The sequence below is a fragment of the Rhodoplanes sp. genome (genome assembly GCF_013377085.1).
Classification (GTDB): Bacteria; Pseudomonadota; Alphaproteobacteria; order Rhizobiales; family Xanthobacteraceae; genus Rhodoplanes.
Window position 1 is genome coordinate 17,126 of record NZ_JACAAX010000048.1, and the last position, 24,841, is coordinate 41,966.

The 24,841-nt window shown below is 70.8% G+C and carries 24 protein-coding genes; 18 read left to right on the plus strand and 6 right to left on the minus strand.

The annotated features are described in order from the left end of the window. Position 1 precedes the first annotated feature (1 nt). From HXX10_RS24990 to HXX10_RS25020, 7 genes are read left to right on the plus strand one after another with little or no spacing between them, the layout of a single operon-like run. On the plus strand, positions 2 to 1,171 hold the full coding sequence (locus tag HXX10_RS24990; protein ID WP_296526003.1) for a glycosyltransferase: 1,170 nt from the start codon (positions 2 to 4) through the stop codon (positions 1,169 to 1,171). Positions 1,172 to 1,181: 10 nt separating this feature from the next. Then, the gene (locus tag HXX10_RS24995) at positions 1,182 to 3,365 is read left to right on the plus strand and encodes a polysaccharide biosynthesis tyrosine autokinase (protein WP_296526004.1); all 2,184 of its coding nucleotides are present in this window, start codon (positions 1,182 to 1,184) and stop codon (positions 3,363 to 3,365) included. Next, positions 3,365 to 4,519, plus strand: a complete 1,155-nt coding sequence (locus HXX10_RS25000) for a glycosyltransferase (protein ID WP_296526005.1) — start codon at positions 3,365 to 3,367, stop codon at positions 4,517 to 4,519. The genes HXX10_RS24995 and HXX10_RS25000 overlap by 1 nt, the downstream gene beginning before the upstream one ends. Continuing rightward, positions 4,516 to 5,910: an O-antigen ligase gene (locus HXX10_RS25005; protein ID WP_296526006.1), complete on the plus strand. Its 1,395-nt coding sequence runs from the start codon at positions 4,516 to 4,518 to the stop codon at positions 5,908 to 5,910. The genes HXX10_RS25000 and HXX10_RS25005 overlap by 4 nt, the downstream gene beginning before the upstream one ends. Then, entirely contained in the window at positions 5,907 to 7,454 is a 1,548-nt protein-coding gene (gene murJ / locus HXX10_RS25010) for a murein biosynthesis integral membrane protein MurJ (protein ID WP_296526007.1), read from the plus strand. The genes HXX10_RS25005 and murJ overlap by 4 nt, the downstream gene beginning before the upstream one ends. An 8-nt stretch (positions 7,455 to 7,462) precedes the next feature. After that, the gene (locus HXX10_RS25015; protein ID WP_296526033.1) at positions 7,463 to 8,479 is read left to right on the plus strand and encodes a polysaccharide deacetylase family protein; all 1,017 of its coding nucleotides are present in this window, start codon (positions 7,463 to 7,465) and stop codon (positions 8,477 to 8,479) included. Next, positions 8,472 to 9,695: a glycosyltransferase gene (locus HXX10_RS25020; RefSeq protein WP_296526008.1), complete on the plus strand. Its 1,224-nt coding sequence runs from the start codon at positions 8,472 to 8,474 to the stop codon at positions 9,693 to 9,695. Before HXX10_RS25015 ends, HXX10_RS25020 begins: the two co-directional genes overlap by 8 nt. A gap of 68 nt (positions 9,696 to 9,763) precedes the next feature. Here the strand turns inward: HXX10_RS25020 and HXX10_RS25025 are convergent, their stop codons facing one another. Further along, complete coding sequence (locus HXX10_RS25025; protein WP_367142026.1) at positions 9,764 to 11,137, minus strand: hypothetical protein; 1,374 nt, start codon at positions 11,135 to 11,137, stop codon at positions 9,764 to 9,766. 26 nt (positions 11,138 to 11,163) lie between these two features. On the opposite strand from HXX10_RS25025, the gene HXX10_RS25030 reads away from it, so the two are divergent. Further along, positions 11,164 to 12,360: a glycosyltransferase family 4 protein gene (locus tag HXX10_RS25030; protein ID WP_296526009.1), complete on the plus strand. Its 1,197-nt coding sequence runs from the start codon at positions 11,164 to 11,166 to the stop codon at positions 12,358 to 12,360. Then, positions 12,357 to 12,767, plus strand: coding sequence for a VanZ family protein (locus tag HXX10_RS25035; protein ID WP_296526010.1), 411 nt, complete (start codon positions 12,357 to 12,359; stop codon positions 12,765 to 12,767). The genes HXX10_RS25030 and HXX10_RS25035 overlap by 4 nt, the downstream gene beginning before the upstream one ends. On the opposite strand, the gene HXX10_RS25040 is transcribed toward HXX10_RS25035, so the two are convergent. From HXX10_RS25040 to HXX10_RS25050, 3 genes are all read right to left on the minus strand, one after another. Further along, positions 12,764 to 13,690 (minus strand): hypothetical protein, encoded by a 927-nt coding sequence (locus HXX10_RS25040; RefSeq protein WP_296526011.1) that lies wholly within the window; start codon positions 13,688 to 13,690, stop codon positions 12,764 to 12,766. The two genes, HXX10_RS25035 and HXX10_RS25040, sit on opposite strands and share 4 nt — an antisense overlap. A 43-nt stretch (positions 13,691 to 13,733) precedes the next feature. Beyond that, positions 13,734 to 14,825, minus strand: coding sequence for a hypothetical protein (locus tag HXX10_RS25045; protein ID WP_296526012.1), 1,092 nt, complete (start codon positions 14,823 to 14,825; stop codon positions 13,734 to 13,736). Between the two features lie 192 nt (positions 14,826 to 15,017). After that, positions 15,018 to 15,371 carry a hypothetical protein gene (locus HXX10_RS25050; RefSeq protein ID WP_296526013.1) on the minus strand — a complete coding sequence of 118 codons (354 nt, stop codon included), beginning with the start codon at positions 15,369 to 15,371 and terminating at the stop codon, positions 15,018 to 15,020. A gap of 178 nt (positions 15,372 to 15,549) precedes the next feature. Between HXX10_RS25050 and HXX10_RS25055 the strand changes: the two genes are divergently transcribed. Then, positions 15,550 to 16,242 (plus strand): carboxymuconolactone decarboxylase family protein, encoded by a 693-nt coding sequence (locus HXX10_RS25055; protein WP_296526014.1) that lies wholly within the window; start codon positions 15,550 to 15,552, stop codon positions 16,240 to 16,242. Between the two features lie 4 nt (positions 16,243 to 16,246). Here the strand turns inward: HXX10_RS25055 and HXX10_RS25060 are convergent, their stop codons facing one another. Next, the gene (locus HXX10_RS25060; RefSeq protein ID WP_296526015.1) at positions 16,247 to 17,119 is read right to left on the minus strand and encodes an EAL domain-containing protein; all 873 of its coding nucleotides are present in this window, start codon (positions 17,117 to 17,119) and stop codon (positions 16,247 to 16,249) included. A 114-nt stretch (positions 17,120 to 17,233) separates the two neighbouring features. Continuing rightward, positions 17,234 to 17,707: a copper chaperone PCu(A)C gene (locus HXX10_RS25065; protein ID WP_296526016.1), complete on the minus strand. Its 474-nt coding sequence runs from the start codon at positions 17,705 to 17,707 to the stop codon at positions 17,234 to 17,236. A 303-nt stretch (positions 17,708 to 18,010) separates the two neighbouring features. Between HXX10_RS25065 and HXX10_RS25070 the strand changes: the two genes are divergently transcribed. The 8 genes from HXX10_RS25070 (at position 18,011) to HXX10_RS25105 (ending at position 24,816) form a co-directional block, all read left to right on the plus strand. Continuing rightward, positions 18,011 to 18,406, plus strand: coding sequence for a hypothetical protein (locus tag HXX10_RS25070; protein WP_296526017.1), 396 nt, complete (start codon positions 18,011 to 18,013; stop codon positions 18,404 to 18,406). A 230-nt stretch (positions 18,407 to 18,636) separates the two neighbouring features. After that, on the plus strand, positions 18,637 to 18,918 hold the full coding sequence (locus HXX10_RS25075; protein WP_296526035.1) for an acyl carrier protein: 282 nt from the start codon (positions 18,637 to 18,639) through the stop codon (positions 18,916 to 18,918). 10 nt (positions 18,919 to 18,928) lie between these two features. Further along, positions 18,929 to 19,402 carry a 3-hydroxyacyl-ACP dehydratase FabZ family protein gene (locus HXX10_RS25080; protein ID WP_296526018.1) on the plus strand — a complete coding sequence of 158 codons (474 nt, stop codon included), beginning with the start codon at positions 18,929 to 18,931 and terminating at the stop codon, positions 19,400 to 19,402. After that, positions 19,395 to 20,582, plus strand: a complete 1,188-nt coding sequence (locus tag HXX10_RS25085; RefSeq protein WP_296526019.1) for a beta-ketoacyl-ACP synthase — start codon at positions 19,395 to 19,397, stop codon at positions 20,580 to 20,582. Before HXX10_RS25080 ends, HXX10_RS25085 begins: the two co-directional genes overlap by 8 nt. 168 nt (positions 20,583 to 20,750) lie before the next feature. Continuing rightward, the gene (locus tag HXX10_RS25090) at positions 20,751 to 22,028 is read left to right on the plus strand and encodes a beta-ketoacyl-ACP synthase (protein WP_296526020.1); all 1,278 of its coding nucleotides are present in this window, start codon (positions 20,751 to 20,753) and stop codon (positions 22,026 to 22,028) included. After that, entirely contained in the window at positions 22,025 to 22,795 is a 771-nt protein-coding gene (locus HXX10_RS25095; protein ID WP_296526021.1) for an SDR family oxidoreductase, read from the plus strand. The genes HXX10_RS25090 and HXX10_RS25095 overlap by 4 nt, the downstream gene beginning before the upstream one ends. A 49-nt stretch (positions 22,796 to 22,844) precedes the next feature. Further along, positions 22,845 to 23,867 carry a zinc-binding dehydrogenase gene (locus HXX10_RS25100; protein WP_296526022.1) on the plus strand — a complete coding sequence of 341 codons (1,023 nt, stop codon included), beginning with the start codon at positions 22,845 to 22,847 and terminating at the stop codon, positions 23,865 to 23,867. Between the two features lie 10 nt (positions 23,868 to 23,877). Beyond that, positions 23,878 to 24,816, plus strand: a complete 939-nt coding sequence (locus tag HXX10_RS25105; RefSeq protein WP_296526023.1) for a lipid A biosynthesis lauroyl acyltransferase — start codon at positions 23,878 to 23,880, stop codon at positions 24,814 to 24,816. Positions 24,817 to 24,841: the final 25 nt, after the last annotated feature.

Below are 24,841 nucleotides of genomic sequence, written 5' to 3' on the forward strand. Positions count from 1 at the left end.
CGTGCGCGTCGCTGTGGTCCATGATTGGCTTTACACGGTCGGCGGCGCCGAGCGCGTCCTCCGGGAAATTCTTCAGTGTTATCCCGGCGCTGACGTCTTCACGTTGTTCGATCTGCTCTCCCCCGCCGACCGCGCCAAGATCGGCTACGAGCAGGCGACGACCAGCTTCCTGCAGAAGATGCCGCTGATCCGCTCGCGGCATCGCTCCTATCTGCCGCTGATGCCGATCGCGATCGAGCAGTTCGACCTGTCCGGCTACGACCTCGTGCTGTCGTCGAGCTACGCGGTCGCCAAGGGCGTGCTGACCGGACCCGACCAGGTCCACGTCTCCTACGTGCATTCGCCGATGCGCTATGCCTGGGACCTGCAGCACAGCTATCTGCGCGAAAGCGGCTACGCCACCGGCCTCAAGAGCGCCATCGCCCGCACGATCCTGCATCGCATGCGCGTGTGGGACAGCCGCACGGCGAACGGTCCGGATGCCATGATCGCGAACTCGGCCTTCGTGGCGCGTCGCATCCGCCGCGTCTACGGCCGCACCGCCACGGTGATCTATCCGCCCGTGACGCTCGCCAAGAATCGCCCGGACGTCCCGCGCGGCACGCATTTCCTCGCGGCGAGCCGGCTCGTTCCCTACAAGAACGTCGAGGCCGTGGTGCGCGCCTTCGCGCAGATGCCCGATCTCGAGCTCGTCGTCGCCGGCGACGGACCGGAAGGCAAGCGTCTGCGCAAGATCGCGACGCCCAATGTCTCGTTCGCCGGCTTCGTCTCCGACGAGCATCTCCGCCACCTGATGGCGACGGCGCGGGCCTTCGTGTTCGCCGCCGAGGAGGACTTCGGCATCATCATGGTCGAGGCGCTTTCCGAGGGCACGCCCGTGGTGGCGCTCGGCCGCGGCGGCGCCCGCGAGATTGTCTCCTCGTCGCTGCCGCAGCGCTCCGGCATGTTCTTCCTGACGCCCGAGCCGAACGACATCGCGAGCTGTGTGCGCGCCTTCGTGGCGCAGGAGCACACCTTCTCGCGCACGACCTGCCGGGTGCAGGCCGCCCGGTTCTCGGCCGAGCGGTTCCGCTCCGAGCTCTCCGCCTTCGTCGACAAGGAGATGGAGGACGCACGGCGGGCCCGCGACGCGACGACCGGATCGCTGCTCAACACCCGCAGCTACGCGTAGAGGCACCGGCATGGGCACCCTCGCGACCGTGACGGACCTCGCCGGCGCTCCGCGCCGCACCGGCCTTCTCGTCAGGCTGTGGCGGCGGCGCGGCCTCGCCGCGCTCGTCTTCGGCAGCGTGATGGCCCTCACGGTGGTCGCCCTGCTGGTGTTGCCGGTGAGCTATCTGGCCACCGGCTCGGTGATTGTCGCCGAGTCCGAGCCGGGCTCGCCCAACGCCTCGGCCGCCTGGACCCAGAAGATCGGCGATCCCGCCGATCTCGAGAGCCAGCTCCTGGTGGTGCGCTCGCCCCGCGTGATGCGCCTCGCCATGGCGCTGCCGGGCGCCCGCGACGCCGTGCTGAAGGAGTGCCGCTACGAGGCCGGGCGCGGCCTTCTCGGTGCCCTCCTCCCGTCGCGCGCAGAGACCTGCGAAAAGCTCACGCCGGAGAGCGAGGAGCTGGTCGAGTACGTGGCGGCCCGCTACAAGGTCGGGACGGTCGGTCGCTCGCGCGTCATCAACATCTCCTATCAGTCGCCGCTGCCGGACGTCGCCCACACGCTCGCCGACGCGCTCGTCACCGCCTTCCTGGACGATCAGAAGGCCGGCATGTCGTCGAGCCGCGAGGCGGCCGCCGCCTGGCTGTGGCAGGAAATCAAGCAGATCGATGCCGAGGTGCGCGAGCAGGACGCCGCCGTCCAGAATTTCCGCCGCGCCAAGGGCCTGATGCGGGGCGCCACCGCGCCGATCAGCTCGGAGCGGCTGACCAGCATCAATCAGCAGCTCGCCGCCGCCGAGGCGGCGCGCGCCGAGGCCGCCGCCCGCCTGCGCGAGATCGAGGCGAGCCAGGCCCGCGGCACCGCCGACGCCCCCGCCGTGCTGGCGAGCCGCTCGGTCGCCGACCTCAAGCAGCAGATCACGGTGATCAGCGGCCAGCTCGCCAACACCTCCTTCACGCTCGGCGACCGGCATCCCTCGCTGCGCGCCCTGCAGCACGAGCGCGACATGCTTCAGCAGCGCCTCACGCAGGAGGTCGCGACCGTGACGACGAGTGCGCGGCGCAGCTACGACGCCGCCAATGCGCTGGTCGCCTCGCTCAAGCAGCAGGCCGAGACCATCAAGGCCGAGGTCGCCGCCGCCACGGCCGACGAGGCCTCGATCGAAAGCATGGTGCGCAGCGCCGACATCAAGCGGCAGAAGTATTCCGAGCTCTACAAGCGGGCGAGCGAGCTGGAGACCGAGCGCCGCGTGCTGCTCGGCAGCACCCGCCTGGTCAGCCTCTCCGAGTTCCCCAGCAAGCCGTTCTTCCCCAAGAAGCTGCCCTTCCTGGCTGCCGGCCTGACGCTCGCCTCGCTGCTCGCCTTCGCGGCGGCGCTGCTGCGCGACCGGGCGGACGGCAGCGTGCGCGCCTCCGGCGACCTCGCCGGCGCCGCCGGCGCGCCGATCTTCGCCGAGCTGCCGCGCGTCGCCAAGGCGGCGTCCGCCACCCCGGTGCTCGGCATGCTGTGGAGCCGGCAGACCGAGCTGCCGCTGCCGGCGGCGCTGCAGAAGGCACGGCACGATCCGCACCTGCAGGACGCGCTGCGCAAGCTCTATGCCGGCATCGTGCTGGCCGGCTCGAACGAGCGCTTCCGCACCATCCTGGTGACCTCGCCGGGACCGCGCGAGGGCAAGACCTTCACGACGCTGGCGCTCGGGGAGCTCGTCGCCGCCACCGGCCGCCGCGTGCTGGTGATGGAATGCGACATGCGGCGCCCGACCTTCGCGGCGGCGCTCGACCTCGCCGGCGCCCCCGGCCTGACGGCGGTGCTGTCCGGCAAGTTCCCGCTGCGCGAGGCGGTGGTGCGCACCGGCATCCCCAATCTCGACGCCATCCCGGCCGGCCGGCCGACCACCGCCTCGACCGAGCTCCTGATGAGCACGGCGATGCTCGACGCGCTGCGCTTCGCCGAGACCTACGACCTCGTGCTGATCGACAGCCCGCCCGCCGATGCGCTGATGGACGCCCATGTGCTGGCCAAGCATGTCGACGGCGTTCTGTGCTGCACCCGCTGGGGCCGTTCCTCGGTCGCCGGTGCGGCCGCCACCATCGAGAGCCTGCGGGCCGCCGGCGGCGACGTGTTCGGCCTCGCCATCACCATGGTGAAGCCCGACGACCTGCCGCTCTACGAGACCAAGGCGGTGCGCCCCGTCGCCTATCTGGGAGCCGCCTGATGGCGCCCCCGCGGGTGATGTTCGTCAACCACACGAGCGCGATCGCCGGCGCCGAGCTCATCCTGCTGGACGTGGTGCGGGCCTGGCGCGGGGCGACCGCCTTCCTGTTCGAGGACGGACCGCTCGAGGCCGCGATGCGGAGCAAGGGCCTCGACGTGGTGCTGTCGCGGTTCGGGCGCGGGCTCACCAATCTGAAGCGCGACGCCTCGCTGTGGCGGGCGGCGCCGCTCGCCGGCCGGCTCGCCGGCATCACGGCCGAGATCGCCGGAGCGGCGCGCCGCCACGACGTGATCTACGCCAATTCCCAGAAGGCCTTCGTGCTGGCCGCGATCGCCAATGCGGCGGCCCGCCGTCCGCTTGTCTGGCACCTGCACGACATCATCGACGGCAGCCATTTCGGCGCCGGCCAGCGCCGCCTGCAGGTCGCCCTCGCCAACCGTTTCGCCGCCCGCGTGGTGGTGCCCTCCGAGGCCGCGGCGAGCGCCTTCGCGGCGGCCGGCGGCCGCGCCGATCTGGTCGAGGTCGTGCCCAACGGCGTCGACATCGTCCGGGATCCGCGCTCGCGTGAAGACCTGCGCCGCGATCTCGGCCTGCCCGCCGGGCCGCTGGTCGGTGTGTTCAGCCGCCTTGCGCAGTGGAAGGGCCAGCACGTGGTGCTCGATGCGCTCGCCACGCTCCCGGAGGTGCGCGGCATCATCGTCGGCGATGCGCTGTTCGGCGAGCAGGACTACGCGGCGACGCTGCGCGCCCAGACGGAAAAGCTCGGGCTGGCCGGGCGGGTGCAGTTCCTCGGCCACCGCGCCGACGTGCCGCTGCTGATGCAGGCGGTCGACGTCATGATCCATCCTTCCGTCGCGCCGGAGCCGTTCGGCCGCACCTTGGTCGAGGCCATGCTGGCCGGCGTGCCCGTGGTCGCCACCGATGCGGGCGCGGCCGCCGACATTCTGGACGGGGGTGCCGCCGGCACGCTGGTGCCGCCCGGCGATGCGGCGGCGCTCGCCGGCGCGGTCGCCCGCGTCCTGGCCCGCCCGGACGACCTCGCCGCACAGCTCGATCGGGCCACCGCGCGGGCGCAAGACCGTTACGGCGTCGCCGCCATGCAGGACGCGGTCGCCGCCGTGATCGCCCGCCTCGCCGCTGGAGCGCACGCATGAGCCGCACGCTGTCGGCGGCCGGCCGGTTGACCGGGCCGGTGCGCGGCTGGGTGCCGGCCGTGCTGCTGCTCGTCGCCACCGCGGTGGCGGGGCCGGCGCTCGGTGGCCTGTCGCGTCTCGTCTTCATCCTCGGCTGCGGGGCGGCCGGCTGGTACGCGTGGCGGCGCAGCCCCGGCGAGCACCTGCAGACCGCCCTGGTGCTGTTCGCCTTCGCGCCCTTCGTGCGCCGTCTCGTCGATCTCACGGCCGGCTACGACCAGGCCGGCATCATGCTGGTCGGCCCGCTGCTGACGCTGCTGGCGCCGTTCCCGCAGCTCTGGCGCCGCCTCGAAAGCGACCAGCCCTTCGACCGCCGGATGGGCCCGCTGCTGCTGGTCGGCGTCTGCGTCGCCTACGCGACCGTGCTGTCGATGTTCCAGGGCGACTGGATGAACGCCGCCGCGGGCGCGCTGAAATGGTCGGTGCCGCTCCTCTATGCCGCCGCCCTGATCGACGTCGACGAGCCCGAGGACCTGGTGCGCAAGGCCGCCGCCGCCTTCGTCGTCATCCTGCCGGTGACCGGGCTCTACGGCATCTGGCAGTATGTCGATCCGCCGAACTGGGACCGCTACTGGATGAGCTTCGCGCCGATCATGTCGGCCGGCCAGCCGATCCCGTTCGGGGTGCGGACCTTCAGCACCATGAACGGCCCGGCGAGCTTCGCCACCTTCACGGGCGTCGGGCTCCTGCTGGTCGGCTTCCTTCGGCCCGGCTGGCAGTCGCTCGTCTTCGCCAGCCCGGCCGCGCTCGCCTTCCTGCTGTCGCTCTACCGCACGGCCTGGCTGTCGCTCGCGGTCGGCCTGGTGTTCTGCCTCGCCTTCGCGGTGAGCCGCCGCCGCGCCGCCGTGGTGCTGGTCGGTCTCCTCGCCGCCGTCGTGATCGCCGGCACCATGACGCCCTTCTCCGAGGTGATCGGCGAACGGCTCGCCTCGCTCACCGAGGGCAGCCAGGACGGCAGCGCCCAGGAGCGGCTCGAGCAATACGTCTCCTTGTGGAGCCAGTGGGACTCCTCGCTGTTCGGCGTCGGCTTCACCGTGTCGGACGTCGGCTCGGCCGGCACCATGGCGGTCGACGGCATGGTCATCGCCTGCTGGCTGGCCATGGGGATCGTCGGCGGCATCGCCTGCCTGACCGGATTCGTCTGGGCGGCCGGCAGTGCCGTCGTTGCGGCGTCGCGCGACGGCAGCCGCGAGGCCGTGCTGATCGGCGCGATCGCCTGTGGGGCGCTGTTCCAGATGCCGCTCGCCAGCATCGCGTCGGGCGAGCTCGGCTTCCTGTTCTGGACCTTCGTGGTGCTGGTCTCCGCCGCCCCGCGCACGCCGGCCCGGCCGACCCGACGGATCGCAGCATGACGTCGGTCGTGACCAGCGACGAGACGCCGAGCGGTAAGGCGCGCTCGAGCCGCCGGCTGATCGCCGTGCTGATGGGCGGCGCGCTGCTCAGCAAGATTCTCGGCTTCGCCCGCGAGCTTTTGATGGCGCAGGTGCTCGGCGCCTCGCTGGTCGCCGACGGCTTCCGCGGCGGCCTCACGGCGGTGCTGCTGCCGCTCGTCTTCCTGCAGAACGAGAGCGTGCCCGCCATCCTGATCCCGACCCAGCGGGACGCGCAGATCCGCGGCGACGGTCCGCAGCGCCTCGCCGCCCTGACGATCGCCCTGACGCTGGTCGCGACCTTGCTGATGCTCGCCGTCCAGGCGGCCGGCCCCTGGTGGGTGGACGCGGTGGTCGGCGGCTTCGTGCCCGAAGGCCGCGCCCTGACGCTCGATTTCGTGCGCATCATGGCGCTCGGCATGCCGGCCTCGGTGGCGCTGAACTGCCTCGCCGCCGGCGAGATCGCGCTCGGCATCTCGCGGCTGACCAATCTGCGTGCCGCCCTGCTCAATCTCTGCATCATGATCGGCCTGGTCCTGCTGGTGGTGACCCACCGGGTCGACGTGCTCGCCTGGGCCTTCACGATCGCCTTCAACGGGCTCGCCGGCTGGGGCCTGTGGGCGCTGTGGCGCGAGGGACGTTTCAGCCTCGCGGGCGCCCGCCCCGCCCTGGTGCTCGCCGCCGGCCTCGACTTCCTGCATCGCCTGCGGCCGCTGCTCGCGCTGCCCTTCGGCGAGCAGCTCAATGTCTGGGTCGAGCGCCTGCTGGCGTCGCGGATCGCCACCGGCACGGTCGCCTCGCTCGACTACGCGCGCACGCTGACCGACAGCGCCCTCCTGCTGGTCAGCCAGCCGGTCGGGCTCGGCGTGCTGTCGAGCCATCCGGCCACCGACGAGCGCGCCCGCGTCGAGGCGATCGCGGCGCCCGTGCTGGCGCTGGCGCTGCCGGCCTCGATCTATCTCGTGGTGTTCGCGCCCGACATCGTGCGGCTCGTCTTTTTCCGCGGCGCCTTCACGGAGCACGGCGTGCTCCTCACCAGCCAGGCGCTGCGCGGCATCGCGGTCGGCCTGTGGGCCTCGACGCTCGGCTGGATCCTGCTGCGGATGCTCAACAGCACCGGCCGCAATGCCCGGGTCGCCATCATCGTCGTGACCGCCTACGCGGCCAACATCGCCGTCAACCTCGCGACCTCCGGCCTCCAGCAGTCGGCCGATGTCGGGCCGCTGCTGCTCGGTCTCGGTGAGGCCCTGCGCAGCCTGGTGCTGCTCGGGGGCACGATAGTCGCCTTCGACTGCCGCCGTCGGCTCGCCGGACTGGTGCTGATCGCCTGCGGGCCGGCCGCCGTGATGGCCGGCCTCGGCTGGCTGATTCACGAAGAAATCAACGGGATGTTGCTGCGGCTGTTCATCGGCGGCATCGTATGCCTCGCCACCATCGCGCTTGCCGCCGCCGTGCTGATGCCGGCGACCTGCCGGGCCGTATTTGCCCGCATCCGCAATCGCTGGCCGACGACGAGGAGGAGGTGATCATGCCCATGACCATCGCTGCGCAGGCCTGGCTTCCCGGCGCCGAGCTGCTCGTCCGACCGATGGGCAAGCTCGCCGACACGATCTTCGGTACCCGCGGATGCCTGTTCACGTTCCATCGCGCGGCGACGTCCAAGCGATGGGAAACGCTGCCGAACCGCAACTTCTATCTCGACGTCGCCTTCCTGGACCGGCTGCTCCGCTATCTCGAGCGCACCGGTTGGGCCGTGGTGACCATGGACGAGGCGCTGCGCCGCGCCGCACGCGGCGACACCGGCGACCGCTTCGTCAACTTCTCGGTCGACGACTGCTATCGCGACACCTTCGAGACCGTGGTGCCGCTGTTCCGCAAGCACGGCGTGCCCGTCACGCTGTTCGTGACCACCGGCATCCCGGACGGCACCATGCCGATGTGGTGCGCCGGGCTGGAGGACGTGCTGCTGAACCGCGCGCGCGTGATCGTCGACGGCGGAACCGTCGAGGTCGCCACCGGCGAGGCCAAGCGGGCCGCCTATGCCGGCATCGCCGAAGCCTGGGAGCAGCGGGGCGCGCCGGAGCGAAGCTACGCGGCGTTCTGTGTGGACAACGGCGTCGACGAGAAGGCCATGCACGAGACGCACGCGATCTCGTGGGACATGCTGGAGGCTCTGCGCGACGACCCGCTGGTCGAGATCGGCGGCCACTCCGTCTCGCATGCCCGCATCTCGTCGTTGTCGGAGGCCGATGCCTTCGCCGAGATCGACGGCTGCCGCAAGCGCCTCGAGGAGCGGCTCGGGATCGCGGTGAGGCACTTCGCCTTCCCGTACGGCCGCTCCGGCGATTGCGGGCCGCGCGACTTCGACCTGGTCAGGCAGGCCGGCTACGCCAGCGCCGCCACCACCCGCAAGGGCCTGGTGCGTCACAGCCACGATCCGCTCCGGTTGCCGCGCAACACGCTCGACGGCTCGCACCGCCATCTGGCGCTCGCCGAGCTGCATCTCATCGGAGCCACGGGCGTCGCTGCCCGGGTGCTGGGCCGTGTCTGACAGTCGCATCCTCCGCATCCTGTCGATCGCTCACCCGGCCGTCAGCCGCGACGTCGGGCGGCGGCGCTATTATCCCCTCGCGGCGCGCGAGGATCTCGACGTGCACCTGGTGGTGCCGGCGACATGGCACCAATTCGGTCGCGACATCACGGCCGACCCGCCCGACGATCCCGGCATGACCGTGCACGTGCTGCCGATCCGGCTGCCGAAGGCCGGCCCGATGACCTGGTACCTACATTTCTATCCGGGCCTGCGCGCCCTGATCCGCAAGCTCCGCCCAGACGTGATCCACATGTGGGAGGAGCCGTGGAGCGTCGTCGCCCTGCAGGCGAGCCTGCTCAAGGGTCCGGCCGCTCTGGTGATGGAGGTCGATCAGAACATCCTGAAGACCCTGCCGCCACCGTTCGAGAGCATCCGCAAGCACGTGCTGCGCAAGACCGCGCATGTGCTGTCGCGCAGCCCCGATGCGACCGCGGTGGTCCGGGCCCGCGGCTACGCGGGCCCGGTGAGCCCGATCGGCTATGGCGTCGACCGCGACACGTTCCGGCCAGCCGCTGCGACGGCGTCGGCATCGGCATCGGCATCGCCTGCGACGGCGCTGCGGCTCGGCTATGTCGGCCGGCTCGTCGAGGAAAAGGGGCTCGACGATGCGCTCGACGCGATGACGCGCACCCGCGATCCGGTGACACTGTCGATCCTCGGTGAAGGCCCGTACGAACCGGCGTTGCGCGGAAAAATTACGGCGCTCGGGCTGCAGGACCGCGTCGACATCCGCGGCTGGGCAGCACCGTCCGAGGTCGCGCGCTTCATGCATGGGCTCGATGCGCTGATCCTGCTGACGCGGACGACGCCGGCGGTGCGCGAGCAGTTCGGCCGCGTCATCGTCGAGGCGCAGAGCTGCGGCGTGCCGGTGATCGGCTCGACCTGCGGTGCCATTCCCGACGTGATCGGCGACGGCGGCTGGGTCGTTCCCGAGAGGGATCCGGCCACGCTCGCGACGCTCCTCGATGCGATCGCCGATCCGGGCACCCGGGCCCCGAAGACTGCGGCGGCCGAGCGCAATGTTCTAGCCCGGTACACTTACGATGCCGTCGCCCAGGCGCTCGCGGACTCGTGGACGGCCGTCGCGGGGCGGACAACTTCTCGTGAAAAAATGCATAAAAATGGAAGTATCGAGAAAACCGCGATATCGCATTCACGCGTCGGAAACCGGTGAGGCGGCTTGATCGTCTCGCATCCGTCGACACGCCATTGTCTCGATGCCGCCTTACAGAACGTGACGCATCAGGGACGCCTGCGCACCCGCAACATGTAGGTCTCGTTGTCCTTCAACCCGTCGATCGAGTTTGCTCCGCCATGAACCGGCAGAACCCTGAGCAGACCGTCGAAGCCCCACAGCTCGGCCAGCCGCGCCCAGTCGGGCAGGTCGACGGCCCAGCTTCGGCCAGGCCGGTCGGTCCAGCCGGGGCGGTTCTGCCAGACCAGCAGGAGACCATCATCGCCGTCGAGCCGATACGTCCCGCTGCGATCAGGATCGAGCGACGTGAACCGCATGTCGCCGGCGAGCTGCAGAACGGTCCGCAGCACGACGGCGCGTGGGTCCGGCGTCCACGGATTCTCGGCTTCCGCCATGGCATAGGCGGGTCCGTCGACGCGGACGGTGTCGCCGAGATTCCACGGGAAGGCCAGCACGGTCGCGGACGTCCGGCGGTCGGACTTCACCACGCCGAGATGATCCCACAGCCCGGTGAGGAAGAGACTCGCGGCGAGCTTCGGATCGGACCAGTCCTCGACGCGGGCGATGTTGAACTCGGTCGCGTAGAAATTCACGTCGCGGGTCAGGCCGAGCGCCGCCTTGACGCGGTCGAAGCAACCTTGCGCGGAGAACTCGCGGCCGCGGGTGAGCGGAAACCAACGGGCGTTGTAGTAGGTGTGCAGGTCGATGCCGTCGAGGCGCCCGTCCTGCAAGAGCGGCGCGATCGCCGGGCCGTAGCCGCGCAGCGTCGCGTCGCCGTGCGAGTTGCAGGTGGCGAAGCCGCCCGGCACGACGCGCAGCGTGCGGTCGACGCTGTGGACGCCGTCGGCGAGGCCGGCGAGCGCGTCGCGATAGGCGGCGTGCGGAATGGTCGCCTGCACGTCCGGCTCGTTGATGGCCGTGAAGATCGTGGCGCCCCAACCCCGCACGCCGTTCTCGCGGCCCCAATCGCCGTCAGGACGGAAGCGCTGCGCATAGGCGCGGCCGGCCGCGTACCAGTCGTCGTAGGAACCGATCGGCTGCGGCGGATCGAGCGTCTGATAGCTGCCCTCGTATTCGAGCAGGATGATCGGCGTGATGCCATTGCGGTGCGCCTCGCGCATCGCCGCGTCGAAGTCGTGCACGGTCGGCCGCCGGGCGAGATCGCGCCAGCCGTAGGAATCCATCCGGCCGAGCGGCGCGCCGACACCCTCCAGCGCCTGATAGAGCTGCTGCGTCGCCGATGCGACGGGCAGATGCGTCACCAGATTGCCGCCGCCGACGCGCCCGCGCAGCGTCATGGACCGGGGTTCGACCGGTCCGCTCGCCGAAGCAGTCTGGGCGACAGCCGGCGCGCCCGATCCGAGCAGCACCGTCAGCACGAGACACAGAGCGGCGAACGCGCCGCCACCGATCCTGATCATCTGTCATCTTGCCCGAACACACCCCCATGACACTCGAAATCATCCAGATTGTCCAGGAGCTGAGCTCGGTCGGCGGTGTCGAGAGCGTCGCGCTCGAGCTCGCCGGCGTGTTCGGCCGTGCCGGCGTCGTCAACTCGGTGATCGCCAGCAACGTCGCCAGCACGGTCGACCGCAAGACCGTGATCGAGCGCGTCGCGCCATGGCTCGCGAAAATCCCGACGCGCGGCGCGCTGCGGCATATCGGCCGCGCCCTGGTGGTGCCGCTGTTCACCTTCGTCGCGACGCGCGCCGCCGAGCGCCACAAGGGCGCCGTCGTGATCAGCCACGGCGACAGCCTGCGCGGCGACGTGCTGGTGGTGCACGCCGTCAATGCCGAGAGCCTGGCCGAGAAGCGCCGCTCCGGAAGCTGGCGCTGGCTCCTCAATCCGACGCATCTGTGGGTGGCGGCGCGCGACCGCTGGATGATCGGCGGGCTTCGCTATCGCATCTTCGTCGCCGTCTCGTCGCGGGTCGCCGAGGAGCTGCAGCGCCATTACGACGTGCCGCGCTCGCGCATCCGCATCATCCCGAACGGCATCGACCTCGACCGCTTCCGCCCCGATCCCGAGGCGGGGGCACGGATCCGCCGGGAATTCGGCATCCCGGCGGACGCGCGGCTCCTGCTGTTCATCGGCCACGAGTTCGATCGCAAGGGCCTCGTCCATGCGGTCGGTGCGCTGGAGCTCCTCGACCAGGACACCTGGCTCCTGGTGGTCGGCTCGGAGAATCCGGCGCCGTTCCGGCGGATGGCGACGAAGGCCGGCGACCGGCTGGTGTTCGCCGGCTCGCGCCGCGACGTCGAGTCGTTCTACGCGGCGGCCGACGCCTTCGTGTTCCCGACCTCCTACGAGACCTTCTCGCTCGTCTGCATGGAGGCGATGGCGACCAAGGTGCCGGTCTTCGCCACTCCGGTCGGCGGCATCGAGGACTATCTGCAAGACGGCGTCAACGGTTTCCGGATCGCGCCGGACGCGAGCGACATCGCCGCGAAGATCCGCACCGTCTTCGCCGACCCGGACCTGCTGGCGCGGCTGCGCAGTGGCGCCCGCGCCACGGCGGAGCGTTTTGGCTGGGACAACATCGGATCGCGCTACATTGCGCTTGCCGAGGAGCTCAGCAAGCCGGAGAAGAGCCCGGAAGCCGAGCCCACGACGCTGGTGCACACAGGACAGGAACCCGCATGACGGATCTCGCCGAACGCAACGCCGCGGCGATCCGCACGGACCTGCCCGCAAAGCTCGGCCGCGTCGCCGCCGGCCTGATCGCGCTCGTCATCGTGGTGCTGTCGGTGGTGCCGCCGTCGCTGCGTCCGGTCACGGCATCGCACATGATCGAGCACCTGGCGATCTTCGCGGCGCTCGGTGCCGCCTTCGGCCTGGCGACGCCGGGCCGCCCGCGCCTGCAGGTGATCGCCGTGCTGGTCTTTGCCACGACGGTCGAGCTGATGCAGATCGGCGCGCCCGGCCGACACGCCCGGCTCGTGGACTTTGCCGTCGATGCGAGCGGCGCGCTCGTCGGCCTGGCCCTCGCGGCCGTCGCACAAGTCATGATGCGGCGGATCACCGGACCCGCGGCCCACCCTTCGGATTAACGCAACTCGCGCAGATCCCGCGCCACGATCCGGCGCACCGAGACGCCGTCGCGGCGGGCGGCCAGCGCGCCCTTCAGGAAGGTCGCGGCATTGTGCTTGCCGGCCGTGCCGACGACCGAGCGCACCGCCTGCTCGGCGAGAAGGCGCAGGCGCTCGAGGCCGTGATCGAGGTGGCTCGGCGCCAGCGGGCCGACCGCGGCAGCGGCGCGGCGGGTCTCGGCGAGCTGCTCCAGCCGGCGATACAGTCCGTAGCCGGCGTCGAAGCCGGTGCGGCGCTCCGGCAAGAGCCGCACATGGCGGGCATGGGGCGTGAACCGCACCGTGGTGCGGCCGCGCAGGCGCAGATGATCGAGCGCCAGCATGAAGGCGACCGCGTCGCCGCCCTCGCCCGTGGTCGCCAGCTTGACCTGCCGCAGGGTCTCGACCCGCGCCCAGAACACCGCGCCGAGCAGGCTGCGGGCCCGGATCAGCCCGCGCAGCCAGGAGAGCAGCCCCGGCTCGCGCGGCCGTTCTGCCACGGCGAGATCGCTGACGCCGTCGCCGTCGGTGGTGATCTTCACCACTTGGCGGACGAGATCGACGCCCGCCACCGAGTCCTCGTACAGAATCACATGGTCGCGAACGGCATCGAGCCAGCGCGGCCCGAGCACCACGCCCTCCGGTGTCGCGATCACGATGTCGACGTCGGAGGCGAGCGCCGCCACGGCCGCGGCCAGCATGTCGGGCTCCGCCGCGGCGACGACGGTGACGCCGGCGCTTCCCGACATGGCCGCGAAGGCATGCTCGCGCCCCCTCGGCACGGCGAGCACGATCCGGGCCGGCCGATACCGCCAGGTCTCGGCGGCCGCGAGCGTCGCGCGGGCGAGCCGCGGGTCGCCGCGCCCGAGAACGATCAAGCCGAAGGTCGGGTCGAGCTGCGTCATGTCACCCTGCGAGCCTCACCCCACGAGCCTCATGTTGCACGCCTCACCCCCCGAGCCGCCGCCAGGCGGAGGCGAACATCCGCGCCACCGCATCGGGCGCCGTGCGGGCGATCGACTCCTCGACGCCGTCGAACGAGAATGGCCGGTTGGTCCACGACTGCGCCATCACGTTGATCGCCATGGCGAGATGATAGGCACTGCCGGCCGCGTAGAGGAGGCCGCGCCGGCCGTAGTCGACGATCTCGATGGCGGCGCCGGTGTCGGGCACGATCACGCTCTTGCGTGCCGCCAGCGCCGCCACCACGGCGCAGAGGGCGCGATCCTCGGCACGCGGCACCACCAGCACGTCGACGTCGCGCAGGAACGCGTCGGCACTCGCGGCGTCCGCCACGGTGACGCCGGGCGGCAGGACCGCACGGCCGGCGAGCGACGCCGGCGCGATTTTCAAGGTGAACAGGTCGGTCTGGCCCGTGAGGGCGACGGCGCGCAGCAGCAACTCCAGCACCTCCGCGTCGGCATCCGGGTCCCAGAAGCCGAGCACCGGCCCCTGACGACGCTGCCCCAGCGGTATCACGCCGAACGTCCGGGTCGGCGGCGACGGCGGCGGCGCCACCGCCGAGAAGCGGGCGCGCGGGAAGAAGCCATGCCGGAAGTGACGGCCGAGATCGGCGCGGTTCGAGCCGAGAACGGCGGTGACGTGACGCGAGGCATGGCGGGCCTGCCAATGCGCGAGGCTGCGGCCACGGCGAACGAGGTCGGCCAGGCTGCGCGGTCGCCCGGCCGGGAGGTCGGCGACGGCGCCGTCCGACGAGACGAAATGGGCGAGCGGCTTCGCAGCACGCGCAACGTGGCCCCAGACCGATCCGAGATCCTCGGTCGCCCCGAAGGTCTGCACCACGCCGACGCGCTCCTGGGCGACGATCAAGGGCAGCCGGTCGACCTGGTTGCGGTAGCCGACGATCCCGGGCACCTCGCTCGGCACGGTGGCGGAGCTCGGCTCCGGATCGATGTCGACGTCGATCACCACGGGCTCGACGCCGGCTTCCGCGAGCGCACAGATGAAGCCGCGGGAGCGGTACGGCAGATACACCGACGCGGCAGCCGCGCGGCCGACGAACACCAGGGCGGCCTTCATGCTCAGTCCTGTAGCTCCGTCGTGCTCGGGCCGGGGCGGTCGATCTCCGTCGAATGCGCGAGTCCGGCGCGGCGCCGCCGCCGATTCCGTGCGTTCAGCCTATAGCATGCACCGATCCGTGATGGCACGCCAAGGGGCGTGCGGCCCGGCCGGCGCCCGGCCGGCCCGGTCGCATCGATCGAGCGGCACTGATCAGGCGGCGTGCGAATAGACGAGGCCGCGCGGGCCGCTGCGCATGAAGCGGCCGCGGACCGTGCGGGTCAGCGGGCCCGCCACGGTGCCGACCTCGACGGCGAAGCCGCAGTCGTGGCCGCCGTCCGGCGCCCTCGTGCAGCCCTGCTTGCTGAAGCTCTTGATCTCGAACAGCGCCGTGCCGGCCCGTCGAATGCGCGCGACCCCGACCGTGCCTTCGGTCTCGGCCACGTAGTCGAGCACGGCGCGCACCTCGTCCGACAGCGTCAGGGCGAAGGCGCTGCGCATCGCGCTCTCACTCGGCTCGTTCGTCCCGTGCAGGATGGTCGTCACCAGCACGATGACCGAAATCATCGCCGCCCACATCGCAGCCCCCGTCCCCAAGTTACGGGAGAGACCCTGCCACAAAGGCTTTTCGGCCCGGTTCAGCCGGTCGTTTCAATTTTAACGACCGCGCCCGAAGGGCCGGGCACGTTGTCAGGCGAAGCGGAATCGGCCAAGCCTCGCGGGCGCCCCTCTCCAGGAGACTGTCATGGCCCGCCCCCGCCGCCCCGCCTCGCCCGCCGCGTCGCGCCGAGGCGCAGCCGCGCCGACGCCCAAGCCGAGCCGCAAGACGAAACCGGCTCCGAAGACCAAGGCCTCGGCCGCGGTGCCGGCCTATCGGCTGCCCGCCCTCACCGAGGAGACGCTCGACCCGGCGCAGCGCGCGCTCCTGGCCGCCATGCGGGCGGGCCCGCGCGGCGGCGCCTTGAGCCTGCGCGGCCCGTTCGGCGTGTTCCTGCATGCACCGGGCTTCGGATCGCTCGCCCAGGAGCTCGGCGCGCATTGCCGGTTCGGCACCACGGTCCCGGCGCGTCTCTCGGAGTTCGCCATCCTGGTGACGGCGCGGCTGTGGCGGGCCCATTACGAGTGGCACGTGCATGCGCCGATCGCCGAGAAGGCCGGCGTCAAGCCGGCGACCATCGCGGATCTGAAGGCCGGGCGCGCGCCGGCCCGGGCCGCGGCCGACGAGAAGGCCGTCTACGCCTTCGTCACCGAGCTCTATGCGAAGAAGCGGGTCACCGACCGCACCTATGCGCGGCTCCACGCGATCGTAGGGGATGTCGGGATGGTCGAGTTCGCCGGCATCCTCGGCTACTACGCTCTGGTGGCGATGACGCTCGACGTCTTCCGGGTGCCGCTCCCAGGCGAAGCGAAACTGCCATTCGCCGAGCCGAAGGTCTGAAACCTCAGGCGCTGGCGGCGTCCGCCAACACGGCCGGCTCGGCCGCCGGCTTCGGCTTGGCGGTGCGCTGCTGCAGCAGGCCGAGGAAGCGGTCCTTCGGCATCGGCGGCGCCAACAGGACGCCCTGGCCGAAGTCGCAGCCCATGATCTGCAGGGCCTGCAGGTCGGCGAGGCTCTCGATGCCCTCGGCGACCGCGACGCTGCCGAACCGGTGGGCGAGATCGATCGCGGTCTGGCAGATCGCCGCATTGGTGGCGTCGGTGGCGCAGTCCTTGACGAAGCTGTGGTTGAGCTTGAGCTCGGCGAAGGCGAGCTCGCGCAGGCTGGAGAAGGACGAGTAGCCGGCGCCGAAATCGTCGATCGACACCGAGATGCCGCTGTCGCGCAGGGCGTTGGCGATCACCTGGGCGCGCTTGATGTCGCGCACGATCTGGTCCTCGGTGACCTCGACCATCAGGCCGGGCCAGTCCGGGCTCTCGGGGCGATGGGCGGCGACCAGCTCGGCGATCGGCAGACGGCCGAGCACATGCACCGGTATGTTCACTGCGAGCCTCAGGTTGAAGCCGGCCGCCCGGAAGGTCGACCAGTCGGCCAGCGCCGACACGAGGGCGTATTCGGCGAGATCGAGCAGGCTGTCCTCGTCGATGCCGGGCAGGAAGCGGCCCGGAAGAAGGACGCCGAGTTCGGGATGCCGAATCCGGGCGAGCGCCTCGGCGCCCGCCAGACACTTCTTTCGCAGATCGATCTTGGGCTGGTACCAGAGCTCGAGCCAGGTCTCGCGCAGCGCCTCGGCGACCCCGACCCGGCCGCCCGCGCCCGCCGGCGCAGATCCGCCCGCCCGGTCACCGGCCCGTGTCTCGGATGGCTCGCTCGTCATGGTGCCCCCGGCTCGCGATCCTGGAACCTTCCGGAATAGTCCAACCTCCTTAAGCAAACGTGTTGCACGGCGGTCCCGGCGACGATTCGGGCTGTGCCGACAAACGACATCGGGTCAGGGGGCGCTCGCCCGGCGCAGGCCGGTGCCGATCGGCTGGACCGTCAGCCCCACCTCGACCGGCCCCGCCTGCTCGAACATCAGGGTCGCCGGGAGCAGGTCGCCGGGCAGGAGCTGGCCGGCAAGGGCGGAAAAGACCGCCTGCGAGGCCAGGCCGGGCCGGAACTCGACCGTCTGGCCGGGGCCGATCTCGACGCCGCGGGCAATCGTGCGCAGCCGCATGACGTTGTCGTCGAGCGACAGCTCCTGGAACTCGAAGCCGCCCGCCTGTCCCGAGCGGATGGTGAGCAGCCGCTCCGGCATCTCGCCGTGATTGATGATCCGCATATAGCCGGCCGTGACGGTGGCGCCCTGCGGCGTGGCGCGGGCCCACGGGTCGACCACCTCGATGGTGCCCACCCGGTAGGTCTCGGCGGCCGCCGCGGAGCCGAACAGCATCAGGGCGGCCGCGATCGTGCCAAGGCGACTCATCGCGGACTCCGTGGCCAGAAAGGGATACCGGCACACTTATGCGGGACGAGACGTTTACGTGGCGTTGATGCGGTCCGAACGGGTTGAGCGATCCCGCTCGCGGTTTTTGGCGCACGACCTTGATCGCATCTGTTCAGAGTCGGCGTAATATTGCTGCGAATGCCCCGCCGGACTGACTGCACAAGACTTGCCGGAACGGGGTGCCCGCCCGGAGCCGGCAGTGCTAGACTTGCTCGGTTGGACAACGGCAGGCCGCACAGTGGCACAGGCCGGCCGGGCTGATCGCATGCAGGATGAGCGACAATGACGTCCGGCGGCCCCACCATCGGCCGGATCGACAGCAGAGCCCCCCGGGCCGGTCGCGGCGGCGGTCCCGCCGAAGCGCCGTCCGACGAGCGCGGCCGGGTCGTTCCCTTCGTGCCGCGTCACGGCGCGCCGGGGCCGCGTGGCGTACCCCCGCCGCGATCCGAAAACCCGGTGGCCGATCTCGACCGCTACGCCCACGGCGACGAGCCGGACGACTACCGCCACCGCATGATCACCAATGCGCTCGCCCTCGCCCTGCTGGCCACCCTGACCGCCGGAGGCCTGTGGATAGCGTCCACCATGGCCGACATGCGCAAGAACCAGGACTGCGTTTTGAGCGGACGGCGGGGTTGTACCCCGGTTCCGGTGCCCCTCGACCCGCCGAGCCGGTGACCCACCCCCTCGGCGGACCGGCCCCCGGCCTGCCGGAGGCGCGCGGCGGCACCGGTTTCGAGCGCATCCCCAGGGGATTGCGGGCCGGCAGGCAACCCGGCGTGGCGCGCATTGCGCTCCCCCGGTGTCTTGGCTATACGGACCGGAACGAAAGAGCGAAAAATCGCCGCCGTATGGGGGGCATGCGCACGCGCATGCCGGCTGGATTCACGGCATTCAGAGAGTATCCGATGTCCTCGACGTTCGACACCGTCGCCAATATCATCGCAGAAACATGCGACATTCCGCGTGACAAGATCACGCCGGAAAGCCATGCCATCGACGACCTCGGGATCGACAGCCTCGACTTTCTCGATATCGCATTCGCGATCGACAAAGCCTTCGGGATCAAGCTGCCGCTCGAGCAGTGGACCCAGGAGGTCAACGACGGCAAGGCCACCACCGAGCAGTACTTCGTGCTCGGCAATCTCTGCACCCGGATCGACTCGCTCGTCGCCGCGAAAGGCGCCTGAGCGCGGCTTCATGAGACTCGAGTACTTCCAGCTCATCGATCGCATCGTCGCCCTCGATCTCGACGCGCGGACGATTGCGGTCGATGCCCAGGTGCCCGAGACCAGCACGATCTTCGAGGGGCATTTCCCCGGCCATCCGCTGATGCCCGGCGTGCTGCTGATCGAGGCCATGGCGCAGACCTGCGGCTGGCTGCTGATCGGCCTCAACGGCTTCTCCCGCATGCCCTTCCTGGCCGCCGTCAAGGAAGCCAAGCTGCGCACCTTCGTCACCCCCGGACAGGCGCTGTCGATCGCCGGCAGCCTCGTCCACGACGGCTCCGGCTTCGCCATGGCGCATGCGAGCGTGCGCTGCGACGGCAAGGCGGTGTGCGAGGCCGACATCACGTTCCGCATCGTCCCTTTCCCGGATCCGAGCTTCCGCACCGGCATGGAAGACTTCGCGCGAAAGATCGGGTTCCCTCTGGAGGCCATTGCCCATGGCTGACGCGTCACGCGAGGCCTGGATCACCGGGATCGGGCTCGTCTCGTGTCTCGGCGAGGGCGCCGACGCCCACTGGCAGGCATACGACGCTGCCACGCCCGTCTACGACGCCACCACGTTCGCGCCCTATGTGGTGCACCCGCTGGCGCCGCTCACGCTCGACTCGCAGATCCCCAAGAAGGGCGATCAGCGCCAGATGGAGCAGTGGCAGCGCACCGGCGTCTATGCGGCGGGCCTGGCGCTCGACTCGGCCGGCCTCAAGGGCCAGGCCGAGGTGCTCGGCCGGACCGACATGATCGTCGCGGCCGGCGGCGGCGAGCGCGACTATGCGGTCGACAGCGCCATCGTCAGCGGGCTGGCCGGCGCCGACAATCCGGGCGCCTATCTCAACGAGCGCCTGACCAGCGACCTGCGACCGACCTTGTTCCTGGCCCAGCTCTCCAATCTGCTCGCCGGCAACATCTCGATCGTGCACGGCGTCACCGGCTCCTCGCGCACCTTCATGGGCGAGGAAGGCTCCGGCATCGAGGCGGTGCGCATCGCGCTCGCCCGCATCGCCGCCGGGCAGAGCGACGTGGCGCTGGTCGGCGGCTCGCAGAACGGCGAGCGCAAGGACCTCCTGCTGCTGTTCGAGTTCGGCGGCTACGCCCTCAAAGACCCGTACCGGCCGGTCTGGGACCGGGCCGGGCAGCCGGGCTTCGCCACCGCCTCGCTCGGCGCCTTCCTGGTGATCGAGGCGCGTGCACATGCCGAGGCGCGCGGGGCGAAGCCGCTGGCGCGCCTTTCGGCCGTCGTCAGCGACCGCACGGCGCGCGCGCCGGGTGCCGTCGAGGCGTCGCTCGACCGCCTGTGGGGCGCCCTGCCCGCCGTCGCCGCAGACCGTGCGGCGGTTGTGTCGGGTGCGACCGGCGTGACGGGCGCCACCGACGAGGAACGGGCCCTGTTGGCCGCCCGCGGCCTGCCCGTGCGGGCGACCGGCAGCGTCGCCGGCCATTCGATCGAGCCGCAATTCGTCTTCAACATCGCGTTGGCGACGCTGGCGCTCGGCCACGGCCGGCTGTTCGCGCCATGCGACACCACCGGCTTCGAGAAGCCCTTCGACAGCCCGCTCGACCAGGTGGTGGTCACCGGCGTCGGCCACTGGCGCGGCGAGGGCCTCGCTCTGGTCGAGGCGGTGCGGTAGGAATAGACACTCCGTCATTCCGGGGCGCCGCGCAGCGGCGAGCCCGGAATCCATAAACACTGACAGGGGTTATGGATTCCGGACAGCCTCGCTTCGCGAGGCTTCCGGAATGACGAAGCTGGGAGCCGGGCAGAGGTCCTGCCACGCCCCACTGTGAGGAGACTCGACATGGCAGTGCGCGACAAGGCCGGCCGGCCCGTGGTGGTGGTCACCGGCATGGGGATCGTGACCTCGCTGGGCGCCGGCAAGGATGAGAACTGGTCGAAGCTCACCGCCGGCCAGTCGGGCATCCACACCATCACGCGTTTCGCCACCGACGGGCTGAAGACCCGCATCGCCGGTTGCGTCGATTTCGTCGCCACCGAGCCGTTCAGCGCGCCGCTGCTCTCGGAGCGCCTCGCCGAGCTCGCCGTCGACGAGGCCGTGACCCAGGCCGGCATCGGCTCGCCGGGCCGCTTTCCCGGGCCGCTGTTTCTCGCCGTCCCCCCGGTCGAGCTCGAGTGGCCGCAGCGCGTCGAGCTCGCCGCCGCGGCGGGGGCGGCTGGCCACGCCGATTACGACGACATGCTGCGCGCCGCCGCCACCGGCCGCTTCCGCGCCCACCACGAGCGCTTCCAGTTCGCCTCGGTGGCCGACAATCTGGCGACGCGGTTCGGCACCCAGGGCATGCCGATCTCGCTGTCGACCGCCTGCGCCTCCGGCGCCAGCGCCATCCAGCTCGGCGTCGAGGCGATCCGGCGCGGCGAGGTCGACGCCGCCCTGTGCGTCGGCACCGACGGCTCGGTCAACACCGAGAGCCTGGTGCGCTTCTCGCTCCTCTCGGCCCTGACCACCGCCAACGATCCGCCCGAGGAGGCGGCGAAGCCCTTCTCCAAGAACCGCGACGGTTTTGTCATGGCCGAGGGCGCCGGGGCGCTCGTTCTGGAGAGCTGGGAGGCCGCCAAGGCGCGCGGCGCAAAAATCCTCGGCGTCGTCGAGGGCTGCGGCGAGCTCTCCGACTCGTTCCACCGCACCCGCACCAGCCCGGACGGCAAGCCGATCATCGGCTGCATGCGCCAGGCGATTGCCGATGCGGGTCTCACGCCGGACCAGATCCACTACATCAACGCGCACGGCACCTCGACGCCCGAGAACGACAAGATGGAGTGCCTCGGCGTCACCGCCGTGTTCGGCGAGCATGCCGGCGGCATCCCGATCTCGTCCAACAAGTCGATGGTCGGCCACACGCTGTCGGCGGCCGGGGCGGTCGAAGCAGTGTTCACGGCGCTGACGCTGTTGCACCAGCGCATCCCGCCGACCATCAACCACCAGATCCCCGACCCGGCGATCCCGCTCGACGTGGTGCCGAACGTGGCGCGCGACGCCAAGATGGCGCACGCGCTGTCCAACTCCTTCGGCTTCGGCGGCCAGAACGTCACGCTGGTGATGGGCCTGGAGCCGACATGACGGCGTCGACCGACAAGCGGCCGCATGTGCTGGTGACGGGCGGCGGCCGCGGCCTCGGCGCCGCGATCGTGCGGGCGCTCGCTCTGGCCGGCCACGACGTCACCTTCACGGTGCGCTCGGCGACCGCCGAGGCGGACGCGCTGGTGGCGGAGCTGGCGACGGCTGCACCGGACAGCAAGATCGTTGCCGAGCGGCTCGACCTCGCCGAGCGCGACGCCGTCGAGGCGTTCGCGAAAAGGCTCGAGGAGATGCCGGCCTTCGCCGGCTTCGTCCACAATGCCGGGCAGAGCTACGACAGCCTCGCCATGATGCTGGATCAGGCCAAGGCCGAGGCGGCCATGCAGGTGAACTTCTGGTCGTTCACCCGGCTCGCTGGCGCGCTGGCGCGCCCGATGATGCGCGCGAAAAACGGCCGGATCGTCGCCATCGGCTCGATCACAGCCCTGCAGGCCAACCAGGGCAATGCCGCCTACGCGGCCTCCAAGGCCGCACTGCTCGCCTATGCACGCACGCTGGCGATCGAGACGGCGCGCACCGGCGTGACCGTCAATTACGTGGCGCCCGGCTTCATCGACACCGCCATGATGGCGCCCTACGAGAAGTACCGGGCCCAGATGGAGGGCCAGATCCCGGCCCGCCGCTTCGCCAGGCCGGACGAGATCGCCGGCCTCGTCGCTTTCCTGCTGTCGCCCGTCGCCTCCTACATCACCGGCGCCGTCCTGCCGGTTGACGGCGGTCTTTCGGCGGCGATAGGCATCCACCGCTGATTTTTTCGAGCGTCCGACGCGGCGCTCCCATCCTTTCGAGGTTTTCCCCATGCGCGCCCTGATGCTGCTCGGCGACCGCAAGCTCGAGCTGACGGAGGTCGACCCGCCACCGCCGCCCGCCGCCGGCGAGGTGCAGGTGCGGGTCAAGGCGGTCGCGCTCAACTATCTCGACGTCTGGGGTTTTCGCGGGATGGCCTTCGCCAAGCGCAAGATGCCGCTCATCGTCGGCGTCGAGTCCTCGGGCGAGATCGCCGCGGTCGGGCCCGACGTGACGACGTTAAAACCCGGCCAGGGCGTCGTGATGTACGGGGCGCTCACCTGCGGCACCTGCAAGGCCTGCCGCGAGGGCCGCGACAACCTGTGTGAGAACGTCGGCGGCATCATGGGCTTCCACGTCGACGGCTTCGCCCGCGACCTGATCAACCTGCCGGCCCGCCTGGTCGTGCCGGTGCCGGACGGCGTCTCGCTGCGCGACGCCGCCTGCGCGCCGATCGGATTCGCCACCGTGCAGCACATGCTGTTCGACAACGCCAAGCTCCAGCCCGGCGAGACCGTGCTGGTGCATGCCGGCGGCTCCGGCATCGGCACCGCCGCGATCCTGATGGCCAAGCAGATCGGCTGCACCGTGATCACCACGGTGGGCGACGACGCCAAGGCCGAGAAGGCCAAGGCGCTCGGCGCCGACCACGTGATCAACTACAAGACCGCCCGCTTCGAAGGCGTCACCCGCAAGCTGACCCAGAAGAAGGGCGTCGACGTGGTGTTCGAGCATGTCGGCGCCGAAACATTCAACGGCTCGCTGCTCTGCTTGAAGCGCGGCGGCCGCCTCGTCACCTGCGGGGCGACCTCGGGACCGAGCGTCACGCTCAACCTGATGCAGCTCTTCCAGCAGCAATACCGCATCATCGGCTCGTTCGGCGCCACGCTGACGAACATCGCCGAGTCGCTCGCCAAGATGGCGGCCGGCCTGAAGCCCGTGGTCGACACCGAGGTGCCGCTCGCCGAGTTCGAGAACGGGCTCGAGCGCCTCGCCGGCCGGCAGGTGTTCGGCAAGGTCGTCGTGACGTTCTGATCGCGGCCCGATGCACTCGCCCCTGCATTACTGGAAGTACTGGACCTGGCGCGCCGCCTTGGTGCTGAAGCGCGGCGTCGACCGTGCCGGCCGCCGCGCCGTGCGGCCGGCGATCGGTCTGTTGCGCCGGCTCGACCGCATCAGCGCCAGCAACAAGGCCGGCGCCGTGATGCGCACCATCGGTCCGCTGATGCGCGAGCACCGCATCGGCCGCGCCAATCTGAAGGCGGCCTTCCCCGAAAAGTCGCCCGAGGAGATCGAGCGCATCCTCGCCGGCGTGTGGGACAATCTCGGCCGCGTCGCCGTCGAGCTGGTCAATCTCGACCGCATCGCCGCCCAGGGTGCGCGCGGCGATCGGCCCTTCCTGACATACGGCGAGCGCGAGCTCCGGCGGTTCGAGGCGCTGCGCAACTCCGAGAAGCCGGCGCTCGTCTTCACGGCGCATCTCGCCAACTGGGAGCTGCCGGCCGTGGTGGCGGGCATCGAGGGCCTGCGCTCCATGGTGCTGTTCCGGCGTCCCAACATGCGCTCGGTCGCCGACGTGCTGGTGGAGATGCGCGAGCCGCTGATGGGCAAGCTGGTGGCGTCCGGCTTCGGGGCGCCGATGACGCTCGCACGCGGGCTCGAGACGGGCCATCACGTCGGCATGCTGGTCGACCAGCATGACAGCAAGGGCGTCGAGGTGGTGTTCTTCGGCCGGACCTGCCGGGTGAGCCCGCTGATCGCCATGCTGGCGCGCGAATACGAGTGCCCGATCCACGGCGTCCGCATCATCCGCCTGCCGGAAGGCGTTTTCACCGGCGAGATCACCGAAGCGGTGCCGCCCGCGCGCGACGCCGACGGCCGCATCGATGTGGCAGGCACCATGCAGGCGATCACCAGCGTGGTCGAAAGCTGGGTGCGCGAATATCCCGATCAATGGCTGTGGCTGCACCGCCGCTGGCGGTGAGGTTGCGCGCGCCGCTTGTGCCAGC